A 19137-nucleotide genomic window follows, 5' to 3' on the forward strand; every position below is an offset into this window, starting at 1 on the left:
CTCAACCAGCCGCAGGCGAGCGACACAGCCGCAGGCGAGCGACAGACAAAAACAGGTGGCGTTCCTGAACTACAATTGTCTTGGTGAGTTAATGGTTCAAACAAAAAGATGACAAGAGTAGCACATCTGGAACCTTACTTGAGTGCTGCACAACTCAAGCATAATTACCGAGAAGCGACCCACCCGATCGAAGCGCGTCGCTGGCAATTACTATGGTTAATTGCGCTGTCCTCAACTATTAAAGAAGCAGCAGCAGTAGTGGGGATTAATTATGACTATGCCAGAGCAATAGTAAAAAGCTACAATCAACAAGGAGAGACAGCAATTCATCTCAAAAAGCAGCCCCCAAAAAAACGTCCCAGCCATGCCTTACTTAACACAGAGCAATTAGAAGAACTGCGTTTAAGTCTCAAAGGAGAATCGCCCGATAGAGGCATCTGGAGTGGGCCAAAAGTCGCATTATGGATCGCCCAAAAAATTGGGAGAAAACAAGTTGGAAAACAGAGGGGTTGGGAATATCTAAAAAAGTGCGGTTACTCACCTCAAAGACCTCGACCCCAACACAAGAAAGGGGATGAAATTGAACAAGAAAAATTTAAAAAAAACTCTTAAACCGAGTGAGGGAACTGCAAAAAGAGTTTCCGTCACACCAGATAGAAGTATGGTCATTTGACGAACATCGAGTAGGACTCAAGCCAATTATCCGTAAAGTGTGGGCACCAATTGGAGAAAGGCCATCAGCAGTTGTTTGTCACCGTTACGAATGGGTATATCTTTACGGATTTGTTAACCCTCCAACGGGAAAAACCGAATGGTTTATCATTCCGAGAGTTAACATAGAATGGTTGAATCTAGTATTAAAAAACTTTGCCGAACAAACAGTGGTCGGAAAATCGAAAATCATCTTGTTAGTCATGGATCGAGCTGGCTGGCATAGGAGCGAGCGAGTGGTTCTACCATCAGGAATTTATGTAGAATATTTACCACCTTACTCTCCGGAACTTCAACCAGCAGAAAGACTCTGGTCTGTGGCGGATGAACCGTTAGTCAATAAAAGTTTTGACAAAATACAAGACTTGGAAGCAGTTCTGGAAGAACGTTGTCAAATTTTATCGACAACCATGACAGAACCCATCAAAAATCTTACCAATTATTATTGGTGGCCACAAAACATCTCCTCTGAAGCAGGGTAGCTGATAATTGTTTGGCATACTTATCTAAATAAATAATCATCAACGAGCGGCCTCGGCTTGCCAAGCGAATAGATTCACTTGGCAAGCTAATTCTTAATAGTTATATTTAGTGAAATTAGTGACATTTTTCCTTCAAAATATACCCTCACTTTAAATTTTTTAAAATAACACAAGCGAGTAGTTTTTTTGTCCTCATAACGGGGGTATGATACCCGGATTTGGTATTAAGTGTTGTTGGAGATGCGTCTGATAAAATAGGGGTAGCATATTTTTTGATAGGTCGTTGGGAACCTTCTTCTGACCTATCTTTTTTTACCACAAGTCGGTCAACCCCTCACCCGCTCCGGGTTTTGGCGGGGTTGTCACCCCGCCAGGATTTAACAGTTTTTGACATCGCTCAAATAACACTGCTTCTAATTCATCTAAGCTCTTAAAACAGCGATTGGCTATCGGTTCATTTGTCAGTGGCCATAACCTTTCTGCTGGTGGGAGTTGGGGCGAGTGTGAAGGCACACAATACAAATGTATGCCGTCGGGGATTTTCACGCTCAGTGCCATCCGGCTCCGTCTACAACTAATATAAAACGACTGTTTTTTTCGATCCTACTTTCCAATGTCTGACAAAATCTTCTAAAACTTGCTCGAAAAGCTGGCTGTTGACAAATGGCAGTATCCACCAATATGTTTCTCCCGTACTCGGATGTACGAAACCATATAACCACAACCATTGAAACCGCCAGTTAACAACAGCCGTAGCATTACTAAACTCATCCACCCATTCCCGCCTCAAAAAAGGTTTCAATCCGAGCCGATGTTCGTCCATCGACCAGACTTCTACGTCGCTTTCTGGGTTCTCCTTCTTGATTTTCTTGACGAACCGACCCAGATTTTTTTTCCATTCCTGCAAGTTCTGCGGATATCTGATTCCTGATGTTCCGGGCGAGGAACTCTCAATCGAAACTTCATTGACTTGAGATATTCCCACCCTATGCAGACGACAGACTTTTTCACCCTTGAGTTCACTCATCCAGTCAGCCACTTTACGACCATTCCACAGTCCGCCATCAGGGGGTGGCTGCTGTAGGACTTGCCACAATTGAGCTTGTTCCACATCATTCAGCAGAGGATCACGATCGGTATTTTGGCAACGTTGATCTCCGAGGGATTCAGGTCCTAAATGGTTGTAGCCCCAGACTAATTCATAAATCCAACCACGACTATAACCTGTCACTACCATCACTTCTGCGGTGGTTTTTCCAATGGCTAACAGCCAAATAATCTGGTAGTGATGAGCCTGGGTGGTTGTTTTAGCTTGACGGAAACGAGCTTGGAGCTTCGTCTGGACTCAGATGAGGCGCGATCGTAATTCGTTTTGGCATTCTTTATTTGATGGGGGTGGTGTTCCTCCTGATTATCCCTCTTTTGTCACTCTTGTGGTAGTATAATCAGTGACACACCCCAAAAGCATTGCCAGTCCTATGGTAGAGCCTCGTCAACCAGTACCCACAGTCAAATTTATAGATGAATACTGTCAAATTTACCAAAACATATTTCCAGAAGTTAGGAGCTTTGAAGCTTTTAATTACTTACATGTCGGTATGATATCGGACATAAAACGTAAAACACTACCATCAATAGCGAAAGTTGTAGGGCTAGATAATCATCAAGCATTACACCATTTTTTAACACAATCACCTTGGGATGTAAAAGAATTAAGTCAGCAACGATTAGAATTAATATTATATGTACTTCAAGGGCGTCCAATAGTACTAATAATTGATGAGACAGGAGATAAAAAAAAGGGGGATGCGACTGATTATGTAAAACGGCAGTACATTGGAAATTTAGGTAAAACAGATAATGGTATCGTTGCAGTTACAGCGTATGGTGTTTTATCTGGTCTGACTTTTCCTCTATTATTTGAAGTTTATAAACCGAGAGAAAGACTGCAACCAGGAGATGAATATCTAACTAAACCTGAAATTGCCGCAAAAATGCTCAAACAATTGCGTGCGATGGGATTTAAATTTAATCTTGTCCTAGCAGATAGTTTATACGGAGAGAGTAGTAAAAATTTTATTCAAATACTAGAGGAATTGAATCTAAATTTTATTGTGGCAATTCGCTCTAACCACAAAGCATGGGGAGTTACAGACGCGAAAGTCAAATATTCAAAGTGGCAAAGATTCAAAGGTGTCTTCTCAGATTTAAGCTCGGAAGACAGATATATAAGAGAGATTATTTGTGGTGATAATCCGGAAATTAAATATTGGCAAATCACAACTGATAAAGAGGATCTGCAAAAAAAAACTACTTGGTATGTAATGAGTAAATTTTCCAACATTACACCCAGAGAAGTAGGTAATTTTTATGGTTTAAGAACTTGGGTAGAATATGGTTTGAAGCCAAGTAAAAACGAATTAGGATGGGCAGATTTTCGCTTAACTAATTATCTACAAATAGAAAAATGGTGGGAAATTATTTTTAGCGCTTATTTGATGGTTAGTCTCCACTCTGAACAACTGCTAAAATTACCACCACAATCTGAATCTAATTTTTCATCACATCCTTGGTGGAATCAAGGAAATGGGTGGAAGAATATTCTTAACAACCTCCGTTTAATACTTCAACCATTTGTACTATTTAACTTTATTAAACCTTGGCTACAAGTTTTTACTGTTCCTAAGTTATCCGAGGGCTTTTTTAAACTTCAAATGCTTGTCAATAATTTAACTAGTTCAATTTTTCAAAACCTCAATATCCCTTATTTCCCCTTTTCCTCTGCGTAGAGTGACAAAAGAGGGTTATATCATGGTTAATCGAGCGGACATGATATTCTACCTATTCTCCAAAGTTATGCAACAGTAGCCTGGGCTGATAAAATGTAGTCCCATCCGGCGATAGATGCTATTTCTTTTGTTGAAAATTCCCCAAGAAAAGCGCAAATTTTTTCTTTAAGACCATCTAGATTTTCAGAGATTTCCCAACTCGGTTCTTGTTTTATGTGTCCCGATTCAGGGCATCATTTCAATCGCGTTCGAGCGAGGCAAATCGAGTAGCTCCTACATCCCTGCGAACACAGTAATCCTTACATCCATTCAGCAACGCCTTAAGTCGCTGTTTTCCGTAATACAGCAATTTTAGATCAGACCCGCCACAAAGATGGTAAACTTTAAAGATGTAAAAAAAGAAGATTATTTAGAGATGGCAGCATATTCTATTGACTTACGACAGAAGATACTAAGTGCGTGGCAAAACAAAGAAGGCACACAAAGAGAGTTAGCAAAACGATTTAAAGTCAGTTTATCGTTTATACGTGACTTTTTGCGTCGGTATCGAGAGACGGGGGAGATAGCTGCCAGGACTCTCTTGAGGGGCTCGCCGCTCGAAGCTTAAAGGTAAAGAGCAAGAATTGTTAAAGATAATAGTGACAGAGAAAAGCGATATATATTTGCGAGAAATTAAAGAAAAAATAAAAGAGCGCCAAGGCATAGAAGTAAGTATATCAACTTTGTCCCGCACTCTTAACCGTTTAAAATGAAGGCGTAAAAAAAAACTTTAGTAGCGAGTGAGCAAGCTACAGAAAGAGTACAAAAATTGCGCTATGAATTTAGGCTTGGGCTAGATACTATAGACATCAAAAACCTCGTATTCATTGATGAAACAGGTGTAAATCGGGCTAGGACACGAAACTATGGTAGGTGCCAAGGTGGAGCCAGAGTCTATTATAACCGCCCAGGAAATAAAGGCAAAAACATCCCTTTAATTGGAGCTATGAGTGATGAAGGCTTAATTGCTACTATGACTTTTCCAGGTAGTCTAAACACAGCGAGTTTTTTAGTATTTGTGGACAAAATATTACTACCTCAGTTGTGGATTGGAGCAATTGTAGTCATGGATAATTTACCTGTACATTATTATGCTGAAACTACAAAAGCTTTAATTGAATCTGTTGGATGTCAGGTAAAATTTTTGCCTCCATACTCGCCTGATTTATCGCCCATTAGACCTCTCCCATAATCCCAATCCCTTTCCCCGCTTGGTTTCTGGCGGACGGTTCCTGCAGGAACCGTCCGTCAGAAACCAACGCTTCCATAAGGGTTTCAACGGTTGATCGATAAAAACTGCCCAATTTTATGACCTAAATTTTACTGTTTTTTTTTCAGTTTGTAGGGACTTTTATTGACACATAACGAGCGCACCTATTCGCCATCTTACTAATCCACATACCACCAAAATTACTCTCTCGTAATTTTTCGTTTTTAAGCGAAATCTTTCTGATGCTACTCTCCATATTTTTAATAATCTAATTAGATGCTAGACAAATATTCTTTTTTGAGCCTTTGACTTATTCGCTCTCTTTTGAGCTGGAGTCAGAACTCCCTGACGCGGTTTTTTATGAGGAGTATTAATTAATGGTTCTCCTACATAAGCTTTATCTCCTTGAAACTTTTGTGATGTTTCTAATGACGCTCTCTGCTTTCTCCAAATGTTTATGTCGGCTGTTGCTCCGGTTTCTCCTACTACTACGTCAACAATCTTTTTACCGGATGGCATGACTATTACCTGGTTCTTTTTAGTATGCCTCTTTTGTTTTCCAGAGTAATTTTTTTTCTGCTCTTCATTGTCCGTAGGTCTTTGTATGGGCTGCTCGTAGCTATCTACTATCAACTCAACATCTTTCAAAATTTCCAGAACCCATGCCCGATCGTCATCATTTTTTTTTACTTGTTCTAACACCGAAGCCGGCAATAAATCTCTTAAAATCTTTACCCAGCGGTGAAAAATATAATTAGCGGTTGATTCACCAATGCCAAATTGTACCCCAAGCATTTGAAAAGTAGGTAAGTTATGCAGGTACACTAATGTCAAAATAATTTGGTCTGCTATCGTTAGTTTAGGGGGGATCCCGCTGCCCGGTTTAATGAGCCGAGTTTTCTGACTTTCTTGAGATGCTTTTTGACGAGCGTACAAATTTTCTGCATGGGTAATTAGTTGTATTAATTGGTCGTAGTCTATACCCAACATTCTTTGAGCCTCGGATGGATGCTTTTCAATATATTCTCGGAGTTGGCTCATGTTTTTGGGGGTATAATTCCATTATAATTTAAGAGCGCTCTATCAACCATTTCTTTTTGGGAGATGTCTATTGAGTTATGTTGGTCAAAGTTAAAAGAAATTCGGCGTTGCTGAATTGAGGTATGATAAGTGCGGGCAAGGGATGTTTGGGCTACCCGATTTGCCTCGTTTGAGGGCGATTGAAATCATAGGATGGATAGGGAACCGGAACATCCCAAAACTTAAGATAATGAATTACTAACCGAATAGAATGTTTAAGCATTTCTACCGACTTAGAATAGCACAGTGTCTTGCGATGAAGCCGGGCTTGCGTAATGTCGTAGTCGCGTATTCTCGCCCTCTACTCTGGTCATGTAAGTTTTACAGATAATTTGGTCTCCATCTGGGATAAACATGGGGTAAACTGGCCATCCATCTGTGATATAAAAGTAACATTTCCAATTGCCAACTAATTCCCATAGTTGTCGAAAAGTTATAGCACTATGATCTCCCAATACCCATCCTAAAATCCCTGGCTGAAAGTGATTTAAGTAGCTAGACAAAATTAATTACATAGTTTTCTCCAAATTCTTTCAGAATTTTTTCGACAGATCCAACGAAAGTTTCCCAACTTTTGTAAGCAGATATCTCAATCCATTCATACTTAATAAACCGCCATAGGATTTCAATTAAATTTAATTCAGGAGAGTAAGAAGGTAACTCAAAAAGAGTAATATTACGTTGTTTCCACTCTTCAAGTTTGTCAACAATAGCATCACTGGTATGAATAGAAGCTTGATCTGTGACAATCACTGTTGGCTTATGTACTGCGGGGAAAAAAGCATCAATACAGGCAATAACCACATCTGAATTAATACTTTGAGATGAAATATAACTTTCAAGATGGTTATTTCGATTCATAATTCCTAATACATTCATTCGCTGACTACGACGACTAGGAATTGTTAAATATTCTCCGATATTTTGCCAGCCATAGGGGACACAAGGAATCAAACAAAATCCCGTTTCATCCAAGTAATATAAATCAATTTTACCCTGAGCATCCAATTGCTTTAATTCTTCTACTTGCGCCTTTTTATCTTGATATTCCTGGGCTGGAGGCTTTCCGGCAACTCCTTTACGCATACGATGCCAACTCATCTTCAGCATTTTTAGTATTCTTTGAATTGTTTTTATACTCGGACTTATGCCCCAGGCTTCTTGAACCTTTTGGCTAACATTTTTTAATTGCCTGGGTTCTTGTTTAGCCCACTCTTTAATTTGGGCTTTTTGCGAAGAGTTAAATAGTGATTTAGCACCTCTTCCTGGTTTATTATAAAGTCCTATCATTCCTTCTGATTCCCAGCGATTGAACCAGTTATAGAGTGTCTTATAACTTATTCTGAAAATATTCATTAACTCTACTTTTTTTACTCCTTGCGAAGCTAATATGAGGCAATGTGATCTTTGACGTACCTGATGATGTCGGCTTTGGCGATGAATTCGAGTCGAGCAATTTAGACGAAAGAGGATTTATTTCCCTGATAAACATCATATGAAACTGTAATTAACTCATAATTTGGCCTGGAATATTATTATAGTATGTATTTGTGTAATTAATTCTGTCTAACTACTTACTGCCGTCGCTCGCCAAAGCTTATTTTTTTTGACCAACAAACGTTTCTAGTTCATCAAGTTCTCCCACCCGGGGAATTGTGTCTGGTTCGTAAGCATCAGGGAGCAATTCTCCTACTTGCTTGACCCAATTTATAATGCTGGTGTGATGTACTCCTTTAATCCTCTCAATTGCTCGAAAACCCATACCATTGACATACATTTTGAGACATTCACGTTTAACTTCTTCCGAGTAACCTTTATGAGGTTGATAGCAATCTATAAATTGTCTGCCACAACCGACACAAATATAATTCTGTTTACCTTTTTTATGACCATTTTTATTAACATGAGTTGATTGACATTCAGGACATTGCATAAGCTCTGCGTTTTTTGAAGTGTTATTTTTTGGCGCTCGCACTATAACCTTATCATACCCTAATTCAGCAACGCCAGAAATTCTTCGTTCTGAAGCAGCTCGCACATCCGATGCTCTTGATGAAGCCATCACTATGGCTGTTAATCTTATTACTGATGAAAATGCTCTCAATTGGTTTAATCATTGTGGTTTGTTTTTTGAGCCTATTTAGATAGCTCGAATTGTGGCGGGTTTGCTCGCAAAGTGCTGTAAGTCTTTCCATTTTTAATAAAAAAATCGCTTGGGCAATTAGGACATTCCATACTTTTACCTCTGAAATTTATGTTGATTTAATATATTAAGCCCTTACTGTACATCACTACCCTCTAGTCAACAGTCAACACTCCACAATTATTTTAGTTTTTCGGCTGACAGTCAACCGTAAACAATCATAAGGAGTACAAAAGGAGTGCAACCGGAATTGATATGAATTGTCGATCATCGGGCCTGAAATGAAAATAGAGCGATAAGTTAAATTGACTAAAGTCGATGGTTCGATATTTCCAGCGGCACTGGCCGCAACCTTCCCGCTACTTCTACACTCGGCCAATTCGGATCGAAAGTTAAATTTTCCAACGTTCCATCGCTGTGAATTACAAACGTATCCTCAATTTTTGCTCCCGACAAACTCGGATTCCAAGCCACAGCCGTATTTTCTGCTAAAATATAGCCTTTCTCAAAAAGATGAGGTACAATAACAGCAGTGAGTAAACCAATTCCAAATATTTTCTGATGTAACTTCATTAAAGGCAAATTCTATGGCTTTTGCTAACTCTTGATAATTAGTCGTCTTGATTGAACGGAGAATATTTTTAAGTTTTGACCATAAATTTTCAATTGGGGAGAAGTCCGGCGAATAGGGCGACAAGTATATTAATTTTGCCCCCTTTTTTTTGATGGCTTTTTCTACTTCTTGTCCAGTATGAATAGTACAATTATCCATCACTACACAAACACCTTTCCATAATTTTGGTACGAGTTTTCGGATGATAAAAGCCTCAAATGTAATTGCATCGGTTGTACCTATTAAATTGACTGATGTTAGGACTTCATGGACCGATATAGCTCCAATTATTGAGACATTTCTTCCGCGTTTATTCGGTTTTGGACCCTTGGCTTTTGAACCTTTTAGAGACCGAGCATATAACCTAACCCGTGCCAAGTTTACTCCAGATTCATCAATGAATATTAAGTCTTTTAAACAAACTTCTCGGATTTTTTGCCAGAACTCATATCGCAGGTTCTGAACTCTGTCAGTACCTTTATCTGAGGGGAAAAGAGTTTTTTTTAAAAGTCATGTTTAAGAGTTTTGCCATTCTTCCCATCGTTGCTATGCTGATGGTAAAACCAATTTTTTGGTACAGTAAATAACGGAGTTCGTCGAGAGTTGCATCATTATTTGCTTCAATCAACTCCGTTAAAATCAGCAGTTGTTCTGCATTCAGTTTTAATTTGACTCCGCATCGCTCAGTTCGAGGAGCAATATTTTGGGTCTCACGATACTGTGCAAATCAGTTTTTGAACGAAACTAAGGGCTACACAAAAACGGTTGGCTATTGCTCTTTGGGACAGCGGTTCATTATGGTACACATCCATAATTTTTTGTCTAAAATCAATCGAATAAGTTTTCATTTTTACTAATGTGTGATAGTTTCTACAATCATTGATAGTTGTCAGTCGAGTGAATGCTGTGGGTCGAGCAAATGCTGTGAGCGCTCATTGAATTAGAGCTGCATGACATTTTCTGGTTCTATATTTTTCACTTCGTTCAAGTCAGTTACATCATACCTCATCTTTCTGAGAAAGGCTATATCTGAAGTAGCCGGATTCGCCACAACTTCGCGCGCCAAATATCCAGTAGTTCCGCCTTGATGGTGTTCCCGAATTGCTTGAGGATATCCGTGCTGTTCGTAAGTAGTTTTCAGCGTATCATAAACCGCATTCAGCGATACTCCTGGCTGGCAAAAATTCAACCCTGCGGCTTCAATTTCTCTGACTTGTCGGTGCAATTGTGCATCCTTTTCGGCTAGGGAACCAAAACAGACAAACCTGGTTAAATTTGCATACAAACCCCATCCTCTGGCGCAAAATACTAACATTGCTTGTCGCCCAATTTGTTCGGCGGTTGCTGTGGCGTGGCGGTACAGCGGCAAACGCCTTTCTCCAGCAACTAATGTCAGGGCTGGATGCAAACCTCTGGCCCACAAAGCCTCTGCACCGGCTCCCGCTAGCTGATATTCTGTCCATGTTGGTTTGGCGGCAGAAAGTACCTCTGTCATCGCTTCGCTGGCTAAACTTCCCACTCGCCGGTATCGCTCTAATTCGCTTGACATCATTGTCTGTTTGCGAGACTGTAAAGATGCGATTATTGGCGTTTCTTTGGGATAAATTGGCCGATCGCTCATGACGTTACCGTCACCAGTAATTTCTTTGACAAAAGCTTCGCGCTGTGCCACATCTGCCCAAGGATAGATGTGCATTTGAAAGTTGGTTGGCAATTCTTCGTCTTGCAAGCGCTGGGCTTCGATTTCATCGGTGAGTACCCAAGCCGTTTCGGCGGTGATTAAAAGTTCTGCAACTCCGGTTTCTGCGGTTAGCAATACTGTATGGGAACCGCCGGCTGTGGCCCAGGCAAACCAGTCTGTGCCGCGCAAGCGAAGGGCAACCGCTTTTGTTTCGGTTAAGGCTTTGCGGATGAATTCGAGTTTTAGATCGACTTCTTGATTTAATGAGTTTATCATTAGCTTTTTTGCATATAAATTGTATTTTTTGGGCGGGCGGGACGCCCACCCCACAATAATTGCATCAAACTTTACTTGAAAATTTAAATGCGTTTCAGCTTATATGGACAGATACGGCTTGCAATTCTTTAGCTTTTTCTTCTGGTAAAGCGTCGTTGGCAAACATTCCGGCGGCTAGTTCGGTTCCTGCTAGATATTTTAGCCGATCGCTCGATCGATAGGGCGGATAAAATTGGGCGTGCAAATGCGCTTCTGGATGGGGTTTCCCGTCTGTGAGCCCTTGAAACCAAGCCATCAAATAAGGGAATGGGCGATGCCACAAACCGTCATATTTGAGGGTGACTGTTTTTAAGGCCTTAGCGAGTGATTGCCGCTGTTTTTGGGTCAAATCGATAAATGTAGCAGCCGGGGCGATCGGCGCAATCCACACTTCGTAAGGGTAGCGGGCGCAAGCGGGGACAAAGGCGATCGCCTCGGAGTCTAAATAAAGAATTCGCTGTTGGTCAGCAATCTCTTTTTGAATCAAATCTTGTAGCAAACCGGAACTATGTTTTTGATAGTAAACCGACTGACATTCTAACATCCGCGTCGGCACTGGTGGCACGAACGGATAAGCGTAAATTTGACCGTGGGGATGGTGCAAAGTTACTCCTACTTCGACGCCGCGATTTTCAAAGGGCAAGACGTATTCAATTTCGGGATTGCTGCCGATAACTGAAGTGCGATCGGCCCAGACTTCTAACAACAATTCCAAGTGACTTAATTCCAAAGAACCGAGGGAAGCCAGCGGATATTGAGTGAAAACAACGACTTCGCAAATGCCCTTAGCAGGCAAAGTTTCGACAATATTTGCAGGTGCGTTTTTTGCCTGCAAAGTCAACGAGGGAAAGCGGTTGTCAAAAACAGCTACATCGTAATTTCCCGGCGGCACTTCTGTCGGAAATTTAGGGTTAATTGTAGCTGCCAGCGGGTTGTATTCCGGCGGCGGCATGAAAGTTCTTCCCTGACGGTGGCTGGCGTATGCTACCCATTCCCCCCGCAAAGGATGCCAGCGAAAGTGCGGGTTCGCCTCTACGGGTTCATTGCTGGGACTTACGGCCACGATACCTTCTGGGATTGGGTAGCGGCTGTAGAGTGTGAGTGGACGACCGTCTGGTTTTTGCAATGTTTGGGAGTGCATTTTGGTAGGGGCGGGCGATCGCGTTTAATATATGTTAGGAGTATAACTTCGTGCTTTGAGAATCCGCCCGTACCTCAACTCGCAAATTATGTTAACAAGTTTACTTTGCAGTACCAACGTCAGCCGACCGTCCGCAAGTCCGCCGGGAGTTGAAACCCACGGGGTTTTTAGCTAAAGTGCTCGCTATGAGGACTAATGAGTTCTTGAGTCATCTCTAAAAGGACTTTAGGTTTGACAGGACTTACGCAGGCCCACTATATATAGTGTGCCAAAAAAGGGAGTTCCTTTTTCTTTCATCAAGAGCGACCCTCACGAGATTAAAAACTTGATGGCTCAAAAAATCACCAATTCTCCTGTTTAACAAGATATAGCAGTAGGAAAGGATAGTGGTCAGACTAACTATATAGAAAGATTTAAAGATTTAATAATACTCTGATACAAAGAATATCTCGTAGGGTAATAAATAAAATTCCCACTTTAAAATACTCCCCAATATTGGAGGCAGCTCTTTGGTATTTGATTCATGAGTAAAACGCCAGTTGAGCTATCAAATAAAACCCTTAATTATACTGAATATGCAGGAGTACCTAATTTTTAACCTCTGATTCACATAGGCTAACTTTAACGGATATTGCCCCTTTAATTCTCCGCGCTCCACACCTTCGCAATTGTCTCCCTATTATTGCAGGTAATGCTACCTTAGTGCAGCTAATTACAGTGTTATATAAACCTGGGGGGGTGACAAAGAGGCCTAGGAGATAGACCCCATCAGGGTTGCAGCCCGCATACCTTGTTGATAAAAGCGACGTTTATTTGGAGTTAACTTTATTAACTGTTCCACCACATCAGAATATTGTTCGAGATAATTAACCCACTTTTCTCCATCTAAGCCAACACCAAATGTACTCCGTCTTCGATATCTTTTTTTAGGTTCTTGACGCCGACATACATATTTTTCTACCTGCTTTTTCCGAAGAGATGTGCCTTCAAATATTGCCGAACTGTAGGCGAGTGTCATGAGCAGAATTATGTTAATAAGTCGATTTTCTTTTAAGCTAGTTCCTTCCAGATCGTAGCCTCCTGTTTTACAATCTCTAAACATTTCTTCAATGCCCATCCGTTGCTTGTAAGCATCGATAGCTGCCGATAATGAACCTAAATCTGTGAGAATAAACCATGCTTCATCAACCTTCCAGGCTCCATAGTTTTTTTTCCACTTACAAGCAACATCAAATCCAGTGGGACGCCCGTGTTTTCCTAACTCTTTTACCTTGAAAATATAAAGAGGTTCCTGCTACTATTCCTAATTCATCTAACCGCTGCCAAACTAAATGTTCTATTTCGATACAATGATTCCTCTTTATTCTTAAGCAAAAAGACACACCCTTTTCCTTCAGCCAGTTTCCTAAATCGACCGAACAAAATTCACGATCTCCTAAAACGATGACTTTATATTCTGAAAACAATGGTAAAACTTGCTGTAGATTTGTAGTTTGTTCCTCGAAGTTGCTGCTGCCCAATTTCGGCAACAATGACCAGTACAATGGAATTGCTCTTCGCTCCCAGATTAAGCTAACCATGAACAGATTAATACAGCCCCATTGACTGCGATCAATTGCGATTGATAAGCGAGTACCAACACGGCAATAAGTGGTCAACCAATAAGTAATTAATGGGAACCAAATTAATTCGATTGTTAAGTTCTGTAAATCTAAAAATCTTTGTAATTTACGTCGCCGACTTTCGGCTGTAATTAGACAGGGAAATACTCGGGAGAGCCGCTCTAATCTCACTTGTTTTTCTGATTGCATCAAGGATAGCAAAATTGTCATCACCAAAAACTGAGATGGCGTCAGGTGTTTTTGTAAATGAGTCTGGTAGAATCTTGGTATCATTATTTTTTTGGATAGGCAAGCGTGTAACAACTCTGCTGCCTATCTTTTTTTACCACAAGTTGGCTCAATCCTTACTAAATATGGGTTTGGGGCGGGTCGTCACCCCCCCAGATATAAACAAGGTAATATTGCTGACGAAATAGCAGCAGAATGGGAGCATCTCGGCTTAGCGCAGGTTGAGCCTACACTGACTTATTCTCACGAAAATCGAGCAGAGATAGAAGCAGATTTAGTGGCTGAAGAATCGGAATATGAGCGTTGAACCGCATTAAATAACCTACAAATGCAGGAGACATGAGTCAGCATTAGTTTTTGTTAATGAGGGCTAAAGTCCTGACTACGAGCGCAATTCCCAATTACCCACTATATTTATTTTTCGACCATTCGATCGAGCTTTTCCTTAACCAACAAGTCTAACAACGAGCGTAACAAAAACAAGCCACCGAATCCCGAAACCGCAAAAGCTGCGATCGCCCCCGTTTGATATCCGCCCACTAGCAGCACTGCACCCGACAAAAACACAAAACCAGTCAGACAAGCGAAAATTAGAGTTTTCAAAGCTAAATTAATGCGTTTCAAGGCTCTTTCGCTCTCGATATTTCGGACTCTAATTTGCAGTTCACCCTCTTCAATTCGCTGCTCCAAACGCTTGATAAAAACTTGCGATTTGCTCGGCTGCCGTAACTTATATGTAATAAAACTTCGCGCTTGCCTTGCCAATTCTCCGATCGCATTTCCCCGCCCCTTACTCACCGCAATACTCTTGACAAAAGGCTGAGCGGATGCTATGAAATTGTAGTCAGGGTCGAGAGTTCTAGCAATGCCGTCGAGAGTCGTCACGGACTTGACAATAAACATCATTTCTGCGGGCAAGCGAAACGGTTGCTGCTCGAACATGATGTAAAGTTCGTTCTTAATTTCATTAAAAGCTTGAAAGTCGATCGGCTTATCAATAAACTTATCCAACAGAAAAGCAATCAGCCTGCGTACCGGCATCATATCCGGCATCGGCTCAACCAAACCGATCGAAATTAAAGTATTGAGTACCTCGTCAGCATCCTTTCTCATCACAGCAAAAAAAGTCTTGACCATTTGGTCTTTAGCCAGAGACTTCACCTCAGCCATCATCCCAAAATCGTAAAAAATCAAGCTACCATCTTCTGTCACCGCCAAATTTCCCGGATGCGGGTCAGCTTGAAAAAAACCGTCTATTAACAACTGTTTTAAATAACAACAAATTCCGAGTTGATTGAGCTTCACAATATCGACTCCAATCGCCTCTAAACTAATGCGGTCGTCCACCTTTATGCCGGGTGCGTATTCTAGAGTCAGCACTTTTTTAGTCGTGTATTGCCAGTAGACCTTCGGGACAATAACCTGAGGATATTCTCGAAAATTATGGCTAAAGCGATCGGAATTTTTACCTTCTTGCACGTAGTCAATTTCTTGATATAAAATCTTAAAAAACTCGTGATAGATAGATTCCAGGTCATATTTGCGCGTCCCAGGCAAATAGCGATCGCAAAAACGCATCACTTGGCGCACCGCCTTCACATCCAAATCAAATAAACTTTCCAAACCCGGACGCTGCACCTTTACAATCACATCTTCCCCGGTGTGCAGCCTCGCTTTGTGCACCTGTCCCAGACTCGCAGCAGCGATCGGCGACGGGTCAAAATCGCGGTACAAAGCATAAATATCCTTGCCTAACTCTGATTCTACAAGAGCGATCGCCTCTTCGGAACTAAACTGAGGAACCCGATCTTGCAACTGTTCGAGTTCCTTCACATACTCAAGCGGTAGCAAATCTGCCCGAGTCGAGAGAGACTGCCCGATTTTAATAAAAGTCGGGCCTAAATTCAACAAAGTATTGACCAACCAATGAGCACGAATTCTTCTAGTATGAGGAGAATTATTTTGCAGCAGTCCATCCCACCACAAAAAAAACATAAACTTTCCCGCCGCTGCAAAAATGTCTATTTGTCGTGCCAGTGGCGAATATTTAGAACGTTGCCAACGCAGGGTTTTAGGTGCAGCTTTTGTGAGCATAATATTGGCGATCGAATTCCATGCACCGTGACAATTTTTAGGGGACAATCCAGGACGCAGAAACCGGCTTGTACGAAAAGACGGGTTGCAGGCCTTTGAAACAAACAGTTAAAAAACTCAGTTTCTTTGGTCTATACTGCGTAATAGCATCTCCGACTATACAATTATAATTAAGTTCCTAGCAAGTAATGCAAGTCCTGATTAATTAATAATAAATAGAGGACATTCATACTCACTACAAACACGCACTAATTATATCAATTCCGGTTGCACCGGGATTATTGTTGACTGTTGACTGTTGACTGTTGACTGTTGACTGTTGACTGTTGACTGTTGACTGTTGACTGTTGACTGTTGACGGGCGGGTCTAAAAACTGAATGGTTGAGTGTTAACTGTGGACTCGATTTTATTATTCCCATGCAACCGGAAACGATATTACGGGCCAATAACCCGACATAATATAAGTCCTGGGGAAAATCAGCAATGGAGAATCGCCAATTTAGATGGGAAACCAAACAAACAAATCAACAATCAGGATGTGGTAGCGTTTGCCACATCCGAATCTCCCTAAAAAGGCAAGTCTTAGTCTGTTCGCTGCCAATTCACAACCACTTTTCCACCAAACTATTATTCTAGATTAGAGAGTTCCGCTGGAAATTGAGGCAGAGTCAGAGTAAAAGATGTACGCCACAACTCGTCAGCTTCTGAACTTTCGGCCGGACGGGTAGATACATCAATAGTACCATTCAAGTGCTGCACTAAAGACTTTACCAGAGCCAGACCCAAACCCGTACCCGCGATAGCTTGGTCAGTAATGCCAGTGCCACGGCGGAACTTGTCAAAGATGTGGGGCAAATCAGCAGCAGAAATGCCGGGCCCGAAATTAGAAATGCTCAGGACAATATAGCCGGCTGCCTCAGACACCTCCAAAACTACCGCCGTTCCAGAAGCAGAGTATTTTCCAGCATTCGTCAGCAGTTCCAGCAGTATTCGATTGAGAATGTCCGGGTCGGTTTCCCAGCAAGGGGTCAACTTGGGCAAATCCACCTTCAGAGTCAATTGCTTATCCGCCCACTGTTTTTCAAAATCCCTAACTAAATCTTGAAATAAACGGTTGAGATCGATTTTGATTTGAGAAATCGGGACTTGCTGAGGCTCAAACTGCTTGAGGGCTAACAAATCGTTAACCAGAGCAGTTTCCTTAGAACACTGCTGTTCTAGAATGTCGAGATACTTAATCCGACTCGCTGATGGCAGTTCAGCTTGTTTGAGCATCAGAATCGCCAGCTTCATGATTGTTAAAGGGGTACGCAACTCGTGACTCAGAGTGCTGAGAAACTCGTCTTTAATCAGCTTCAATTTCCGCATTTGCTCTAGCTGATTGGCAGATTGTTCGTACAGTTTCCCCTGCACGTCGAGGCTTTGCTGCAACTGAGTGGTTCTGTCGAAGACTACGGTTTGCAATTCCTTAAGCGTTTGAGTTTGGATAATCATCTTGCTCGCTTGAGCGCTGACTGATTCGAGAACTTCTAATTCTTCCGGGTTCCAAGTCCGCGGCTTCGAGTGCTGCAAAACCAAGAAACCCAAAACTGTTTCCTGACCGCTACCGCCCGTGAGGGGAAACAGCAGCAAGCCGCGAATGCCTTGGAGTTTCAAAATTTCTGTTGCTGCCTCTTGTTCTTTGCCGATTAATGCGCCTGCGTCAGCGAGGGCGAGGGGTTTGGGTGCGCTGTAGAATGCTTGGTGGCACAAATTAGATTCTGACAGCCAAAAAGCGGGAGAGTTATTTGGTTTTGAGTTGGGGATTTTGGATGGGGAATTAGCCGTTTTATCCTTGTTTTTTGTTTTGGATGTTGAGCTTTTTTTACCCGCCGAGCTTTGTGCTATTGCCTGTTTATTTGGATCTTTTTTTACAACTGATTCGCAAACTAATTCGACTTTCGCTTTGGGCGTTTGATTGGGGGAGCGAGTTGTAAATAGAGGGTCTGTATATTTCAATAGCAAGATTTGACCTCTATCTACTTCCAGGGTATCAACGGTATTTTCAATAACTTGCTGCAATATTCGCTCAATTTCTGAATTTGTCGGGCTCAATGCAGCAACTGAGATGAGTAGATTTTTGTATTTAGCTTGTCGCTGTAACTGTTCATTTAAGCTGGCAATTTCTTGAGTTTTTTGAAGGTGAGAAATCGCGCTGCCGATCGCCTCCGATGCTGCTTCGAGGCGCTGCCGATCGGCTACCGACCACTCGTGAGGTTGCGACTTACCAACAATCATCATGCCATTTACAGCCCCTCCAAATCGCGCAGGCCCTGCCAAAATTGCCCGAAAAGGCAGCGCAGTCACAGGGGAATTGGGCGATGAAGCTGCTGGACTATCAAGATAGTCGGATATCGCCACTATCTCGCCGTCTGCTAGGACGTTTCCCCAAGCGGGATGTTCGAGTGATATGCTAGGCGGTTTTAATCTTGGGGTTTGGGGGCGTTCCGGTGTTTCAGTGGAATCCGCAACACCGGCCACATAGGGGAAATCGCTGCTATTTTGCCAGTAAGCATTCGGAGGTACTACTTTTTGGTCAACCACAGCAGTAACCAAACAGAAATCTGCCCCCCACGCAACCCCCAAAGTAGTGGCTATTTGCTGCAGCAGGATTTCTCCATCAAAGCTGGTCGCGAGAATTTGGCAAATTTGTCGCCCGAGAAGGGCAGGATCGACCTGGAACTGCATAAGACGATCCAGAAATTTTGGGATTGATAGTGGTTCTGGGATTTGCGGTAAATGCAAAGTGCAAGACTCGGACGGCGATCGGTCGATCGGACTAAAGTCTTGATTTCCCTGGCAATCGATCATGGCAACCAAGCCTTTATTCTAATTCTAAGATGTTTGATCCGGCTCCCGCTGCAACAAATATAGAAGCTTTCCATAACTGTCGGCTTGACTGTTATGACTCTGCTTTCTGTGTTTGTGCAGCCTGTCGGCGGGTCACTA

15 protein-coding genes and 4 pseudogenes are annotated in these 19137 nt (G+C 41.9%); 6 read left to right on the forward strand and 13 right to left on the reverse strand.

Going from position 1 to position 19137, the window contains the following annotated elements; all coding sequences use genetic code 11:
- Positions 1-108 precede the first annotated feature (108 nt).
- Positions 109-612 (forward strand): helix-turn-helix domain-containing protein, encoded by a 504-nt coding sequence (locus tag D0A37_RS05745; RefSeq protein ID WP_242718428.1) that lies wholly within the window; start codon positions 109-111, stop codon positions 610-612.
- A 5-nt stretch (positions 613-617) separates the two neighbouring features.
- Positions 618-1193, forward strand: a complete 576-nt coding sequence (locus D0A37_RS05750; protein WP_242718430.1) for an IS630 family transposase — start codon at positions 618-620, stop codon at positions 1191-1193.
- A gap of 312 nt (positions 1194-1505) precedes the next feature.
- On the opposite strand, the pseudogene D0A37_RS05755 reads toward D0A37_RS05750, so the two are convergent.
- Positions 1506-2572: pseudogene (locus D0A37_RS05755) on the reverse strand (IS630 family transposase).
- Positions 2573-2671: 99 nt separating this feature from the next.
- Between D0A37_RS05755 and D0A37_RS05760 the strand changes: the two are divergent.
- From D0A37_RS05760 to D0A37_RS05765, 3 genes are all read left to right on the forward strand, one after another.
- Complete coding sequence (locus D0A37_RS05760) at positions 2672-3982, forward strand: IS701 family transposase (protein ID WP_242722161.1); 1311 nt, start codon at positions 2672-2674, stop codon at positions 3980-3982.
- Positions 3983-4397: 415 nt separating this feature from the next.
- Positions 4398-4589, forward strand: a complete 192-nt coding sequence (locus D0A37_RS29325) for a helix-turn-helix domain-containing protein (RefSeq protein WP_445242538.1) — start codon at positions 4398-4400, stop codon at positions 4587-4589.
- Positions 4590-4790: 201 nt separating this feature from the next.
- Positions 4791-5213, forward strand: coding sequence for a transposase (locus D0A37_RS05765; RefSeq protein ID WP_242722163.1), 423 nt, complete (start codon positions 4791-4793; stop codon positions 5211-5213).
- Between the two features lie 297 nt (positions 5214-5510).
- Here the strand turns inward: D0A37_RS05765 and D0A37_RS05770 are convergent, their stop codons facing one another.
- From D0A37_RS05770 to D0A37_RS05815, 10 genes and pseudogenes are all read right to left on the reverse strand, one after another.
- Positions 5511-6221, reverse strand: a complete 711-nt coding sequence (locus D0A37_RS05770; protein WP_242722165.1) for a transposase family protein — start codon at positions 6219-6221, stop codon at positions 5511-5513.
- Between the two features lie 202 nt (positions 6222-6423).
- Positions 6424-6802, reverse strand: a pseudogene (locus tag D0A37_RS05775) (IS1 family transposase); the annotation flags it as partial.
- A 4-nt stretch (positions 6803-6806) separates the two neighbouring features.
- Positions 6807-7806 (reverse strand): IS630 family transposase gene (locus D0A37_RS05780; RefSeq protein ID WP_242722167.1). Its coding sequence is split into 2 segments (ribosomal slippage): positions 6807-7757 and positions 7759-7806, totalling 999 coding nucleotides; the frame shifts between segments, so codons are not numbered across the junction.
- An 80-nt stretch (positions 7807-7886) separates the two neighbouring features.
- Positions 7887-8244 (reverse strand): annotated as a pseudogene (locus D0A37_RS05785) (IS1 family transposase); the annotation flags it as partial.
- A 519-nt stretch (positions 8245-8763) separates the two neighbouring features.
- A complete protein-coding gene (locus tag D0A37_RS05790) occupies positions 8764-9027 on the reverse strand; it encodes a hypothetical protein (RefSeq protein ID WP_242725878.1) in 264 nt (87 codons plus the stop codon).
- Positions 8960-9915, reverse strand: a pseudogene (locus D0A37_RS05795) (IS630 family transposase). Before D0A37_RS05795 ends, D0A37_RS05790 begins: the two are co-directional and overlap by 68 nt.
- A gap of 92 nt (positions 9916-10007) precedes the next feature.
- Positions 10008-11024, reverse strand: coding sequence for a M24 family metallopeptidase (locus D0A37_RS05800; protein ID WP_242722169.1), 1017 nt, complete (start codon positions 11022-11024; stop codon positions 10008-10010).
- A gap of 94 nt (positions 11025-11118) precedes the next feature.
- Complete coding sequence (gene galT / locus D0A37_RS05805) at positions 11119-12204, reverse strand: galactose-1-phosphate uridylyltransferase (RefSeq protein ID WP_242722171.1); 1086 nt, start codon at positions 12202-12204, stop codon at positions 11119-11121.
- Positions 12205-12955: 751 nt separating this feature from the next.
- Positions 12956-13321 (reverse strand): hypothetical protein, encoded by a 366-nt coding sequence (locus D0A37_RS05810; protein ID WP_242716792.1) that lies wholly within the window; start codon positions 13319-13321, stop codon positions 12956-12958.
- A gap of 112 nt (positions 13322-13433) precedes the next feature.
- The gene (locus D0A37_RS05815; protein ID WP_242716793.1) at positions 13434-14099 is read right to left on the reverse strand and encodes a hypothetical protein; all 666 of its coding nucleotides are present in this window, start codon (positions 14097-14099) and stop codon (positions 13434-13436) included.
- Between the two features lie 7 nt (positions 14100-14106).
- Between D0A37_RS05815 and D0A37_RS05820 the strand changes: the two genes are divergently transcribed.
- On the forward strand, positions 14107-14361 hold the full coding sequence (locus D0A37_RS05820; protein WP_242722173.1) for a DUF433 domain-containing protein: 255 nt from the start codon (positions 14107-14109) through the stop codon (positions 14359-14361).
- Positions 14362-14468: 107 nt separating this feature from the next.
- Here the strand turns inward: D0A37_RS05820 and D0A37_RS05825 are convergent, their stop codons facing one another.
- Entirely contained in the window at positions 14469-16148 is a 1680-nt protein-coding gene (locus tag D0A37_RS05825; protein WP_242725379.1) for an ABC1 kinase family protein, read from the reverse strand.
- Between the two features lie 628 nt (positions 16149-16776).
- On the reverse strand, positions 16777-18999 hold the full coding sequence (locus D0A37_RS05830) for a sensor histidine kinase (protein WP_242722176.1): 2223 nt from the start codon (positions 18997-18999) through the stop codon (positions 16777-16779).
- Between the last annotated feature and the right edge of the window lie 138 nt (positions 19000-19137).

The organism is Microcoleus vaginatus HSN003 (assembly GCF_022701255.1).
Lineage (GTDB): Bacteria > Cyanobacteriota > Cyanobacteriia > Cyanobacteriales > Microcoleaceae > Microcoleus > Microcoleus vaginatus_B.